The 4,329-nt window shown below is 69.1% G+C and carries 3 protein-coding genes and 1 pseudogene; all 4 read right to left on the bottom strand.

The genetic code is table 11. From position 1 onward, the window contains the following. Nucleotides 1-105 precede the first annotated feature (105 nt). Nucleotides 106-1,965 carry a recombinase zinc beta ribbon domain-containing protein gene (locus ABZV34_RS37350; RefSeq protein WP_356287102.1) on the bottom strand — a complete coding sequence of 620 codons (1,860 nt, stop codon included), beginning with the start codon at nt 1,963-1,965 and terminating at the stop codon, nt 106-108. Further along, nucleotides 1,902-2,834 (bottom strand): recombinase family protein, encoded by a 933-nt coding sequence (locus ABZV34_RS37355; protein ID WP_356287105.1) that lies wholly within the window; start codon nt 2,832-2,834, stop codon nt 1,902-1,904. Before ABZV34_RS37355 ends, ABZV34_RS37350 begins: the two co-directional genes overlap by 64 nt. A 133-nt stretch (nt 2,835-2,967) precedes the next feature. Beyond that, on the bottom strand, nt 2,968-3,216 hold the full coding sequence (locus ABZV34_RS37360) for a DUF5372 family protein (RefSeq protein WP_356287108.1): 249 nt from the start codon (nt 3,214-3,216) through the stop codon (nt 2,968-2,970). Nucleotides 3,217-3,265: 49 nt separating this feature from the next. Further along, a pseudogene (locus ABZV34_RS37365) lies at nt 3,266-3,574 on the bottom strand (maturase); the annotation flags it as partial. Nucleotides 3,575-4,329: the final 755 nt, after the last annotated feature.

The raw sequence follows: 4,329 nt of genomic DNA on the forward strand, positions 1-4,329 counted from the left end.
CGGAAGCCGTACGAGCACGGCGCAAAGTCCGCCTCGAAAATCGGCTCCAGCACCAGCTTCAAGGCCGCCTGGACCACCCGATCGGCCACAGAAGGCATGGTGGCTTCATACTGCCCCTCCTGCTGTGAGTGTTCGGGTTGTGAGGTCGGATTTCACGGTCTGGGCGGCGAGTTGGCGGCCGGTGGCCTCGTTGTCCCTGGTCCAGGGGATGCTCAGGCGGCCGTCGGCCGCGCGGTGGGCGTCCAGGTAGCCGCGGGCGATCCAGTAGTAGACCGTGCCGGCGCGGACGCCGAGCCGTGCGGCGACCTGCTGGACGCTCAGTTCGCCGCGTGCGGTGGTGGTGTCGGGCAGTGGGTGGCTGCCGGGGCCGGTGGGGCCGGGGTGTTTGGGCCGGTCCAGGTCAGCCCGAAGTTTGGCCTCGACCCGGTCGTTCCAGGGGATGGCGATGCGGCCGCCGGGAGTGCGATGTGCGGGCAGGCGCCCGATACGTACTTGGTAGCGCACGGCCGCGTCGAGGACTCCGAGGCGGGCTGCTGCTTCGGGAATGCTGATCTCGTCGGCGCGGGCGGCCTCAGCGGGCAGTGGGCGGCGCCCGGTGGGCATGAACTGCTCCGGGTGGGTGATCCAGTCCCGGCAGGCAGCCTCGACCTGCGCGTCCCACGGGATGCACCAGCGGCCCCCGACGTCCTTGCGCGCGGTCAGCCGTCCGCAGCGGATCCAGTAGTAGAGGGCGTGCTCGACCACGCCCAGGCGGGCGGCGGCCTGCTGGACGCTGACCTCGCCGGGCAGGGTCAGCGGTGGTGTGCTGGGGCGGGGGGTGAGATGGCCGGAGGTGTCGATCTGGCGGCGGCAGGCGGCTTCGACCTGGTCACTCCAGGGGATGCACCAGCGGCCCCCGGCGTCCTTGCGTGCGTCGAGGCGCCCGTGGGTGAGCCAGTAGTAGACAGCGTCCGCGGTGATGCCCAGGATCTGGGCTGCCTGATTGACGTCGATCTCCCCGTCCCGGAACGGGACCGGTGCGGGGATCTTGTAGGTGTAGCTGACCCACTTGACGGCCGCCACGTCGTAGGGGCGCCCGGTCCCGGTGGACAGCTGGGCGGCGGCGAGCGCGGCGACGACCTGCTCGTCGCTGTGGTCCGGACGAAGGGTGGCGATCAGCTCCCGCGCCGCCGCCGGGGTCCGCCGAACCTCGGGCGAGGTCAGCGGCCGAGTCAGGGCGAGTTCGTCGGTGGCGCCGGTGTGCCAGCGCACCCCGACCCGCGCGCGGGCCCGGTCGGGCTCCGGCAGCAGGGTCACATCCGAGATCAGCGTCCGCAGCAGGCGTTTGCGGTCGCGGTCCCGGGTGGCGGGCGCGTGCCACAAGCCGGGCAGGTCAGCGGCCAGAGCCTGCAGCGCGGAGCGGTCCGGCAGGGCCGGCTTGGCTTCGCGGGCACTGTTCAAGGCCGACTGGGCCTGGTCGAGTGCGGCAAGTCTGGCTTCCCAGCGGGCCTCCAGCGTGCGGGCGACCATGCGGTTCTCCGGATCGACAGCGGTGAACGTCCGCTCGGCGCGATCCGCGTCGTACTGGGCTCGCTCCACCGCCAGCTCGGCGGCGCGGTGCGAGCGGGTATGCCGGCCGGCGACCTCGTCGGCGGCGGCCAGGGCCAGCTCGATCTGCCCGGGGCCGAGGACGGCCAGGAGCTTGGCGACCACGGCGTCGTCCACGACGTCGGCGCGGATCGAGCGGCAGGTCGGCGTGGCCTCGTGGTCGGCCCGTGACAGCGAGCACCCGTAGGCGGCCTGGCCGTCGTGGTGGTAGCGGGTGGTCATCGGGCGTCCGCACGAGCCGCAGAACATGATCCCCTGACACAGCGCCAGGCCCTCACGCGCCGGCCTGGCTCCGTCGTGGGTGCAGTTGGCCTTCAGTTTCGCCTCGGCCGCCACGTAGTCCGCCCAGGTCCAGTAGCCCTCGTGGTGGTCGTGCAAGACCACCGGCCACCGCTCGCGGGGCACCCGAGACTCGTGCGCACGCTGCCGTCCGGCTGGACCCGGCGCCGGGTGACGTTGCGGCCGTAGACATACGTGCCTGTGTAACAGGGGTTGCTCAGCACCCCCAGTGCTCGGGCGTGGGTGAGCTTGCCCCACCGCAACTGACCTGCCCACGCTCCTCCGTAGGCGCGCAGCGGAAAGCGCCGGCCGACGAACGCCGCGACGACCTGGTAGGCCGAACCGCCGGCCGCGAACGCGGCGAAGACATCGCGGATCGCGGCCTGCACCTCCATATCCGGGTCGATCACGCACTCGCCCTCGTCGTCGTAGACGTAACCCACCGGCAGCGGAGACCGCAGGTCGCCGCGCTCGGCCGCGGCCCGCTTCGCGCCCTGCAACCGACTCGACAGAATGTGCAATTCTGCTTCTGACATGCTCCCTTTCAAACCGAGCAGGAGCCTGTCGTTGAAATTCGTCAGGTCGTAAACGCCGTCGTCGTCGATCAGCAGCATGTCCGTCAGCCGCGCGAGTTCCAACAGCCGTGCGAAGTCGGCCGAGGACCGCGCGAGCCGCGAGACCTCCAGGCCGAAGATCGCCCCGACCTCGCCCAGGCAGACCTTGGCGACCAGGTCGCGGAAGCCCTCGCGGACCTGCCCGAACTTCCCCGACAGTCCCAGGTCGGCGTCGATGATCAGCACGTCCTCGCGGTCCCAGCCCAGCCGGACCGCCTCGTCGCCCAGCGCGTACTGCCGCAGCGTCGACTCGGTGTTGTCCCTCACCTGGATCAACGTGCTCTGCCGCAGGTAGACCGCCGCCGTCCGCGAGCGGTGAGACGCGGTGATCTTCGAGGTCCCGTTCACGATCACGGCCGCCTCCCAACACGGACTCGACCATATTGGCCAGCACCATCACCATCTCCACGCGGCACTGCGGTGATGACGGCACGGCCCCTCGCTTCCGCCCGCCCCGGGGCTGGTGCGCGACACAACTGTCGTAGCATCAGGATCCGCCTCCGACTGTGCCGACACCACGGCTCACCAGGGCATCCACCAGCGTACGAAGAGCACTCAGCCCCTCGACCGCGAGCCGGTCCCCACCCGGCTCCCCGCCGCGATCCGTCCACTCCTGCGGCAACGTCACGCTCCGGCTCACGCCGTACGCGCAGACGAACACCAGCGCACCGCTACGGCGCTTGACGAACAGAATCTCCAACTGCTGACCGGTCAGCGCGTGAAGCGGGTGGGTCACCGTCAAGGAACCCAAAGACTGCCTGGACGACGCGGCACTATGCCGTGTCCGTCGGCAGACCTAAACCTCGCCGCTTCTTCGTGCGTCCCTTCTTCTCGATGTAGACACGGCGGGTCGGCAGCCATCGGTACGACTCCGTGCGCAAAGCGCCGGTGATCGCATCGATTTTCGCCAGTGACATGCCGTCCACGGTCTCCCCGGTGACTCCCGGGGTCATCGCACCCGCATTCGCTTGGATGCGGCCGTAGGCCATGAGGAACAACTGCGGATTGAACAGTTGCCGGTAGAGCCTCTCCAGCGGCAGGCGCTGCCTGCCGCGTTCCCGGATGACGGTCAGTACCGTTTCGGCGTTCTGCATTGCGCATACCTCCCGAACCGAACATCCTGACCTCCTGTGCCCCTTCGCCCTGCGGTCCGGCTTTCCCGGCCCCCTCGGCAGGTCGTGACTCCTGCGACTACTACGGGCACTCCGTCACCATGGGGCTCGCGCCCTGTAGGTGATCCCGTGGTATGTCCTCGCTGTACGTATCGAGCGCGACGTAGGCCGCCCACTCATCTCCTTGACCGCCCTCGTTGGGCGACGCTCCCCGTCCCGGAGGTTGTCCGCCGACCGGCAACTTCGGCAGGCAGGGCGGGGTATCGGTGTCAGACGTCATACCGACGGCGGTGGTGCACGCCGCTGGAGATTAGGCTTCAGGCAGTCCAGCTTTGGCCATATCGCGCGGGTCTGACGGACGCCGCCCTGGACGCCTCCGGGCGGTCCGTAGTCCTGGCATCCTCTTGTCCCCTCGCGCTTTCGCGTCCAGGTAAGCCAGGTAACCCAGGAACATTCCTCCAAGTTCCTCCCGATTGAGTCGGGTATACAACGAGGCGCCTCACGGCGCACTGCCGGCATCCACGTTACGAAGAGCCTGCCTCACCCGATACGGGATCGGCGCTCGTGCCCCTAATCAGCGGTCTGCCAATGCCTCCGGTCCCGGTGACACCACCTTTTCGACCATGATCGACTGGGGATCTCAGCCCGGATCCACCGGCTTGATTTCGGAGTGATCGCTTCGGGTGTATTCGAGTGGTCTGGCGGCTGATCTGCGGGTTCGGGCAGGGAGTATCCGC

It is taken from the genome of Streptomyces sp. NPDC005195 (assembly GCF_040608315.1).
Taxonomy (GTDB): domain Bacteria; phylum Actinomycetota; class Actinomycetes; order Streptomycetales; family Streptomycetaceae; genus Streptomyces; species Streptomyces kaempferi.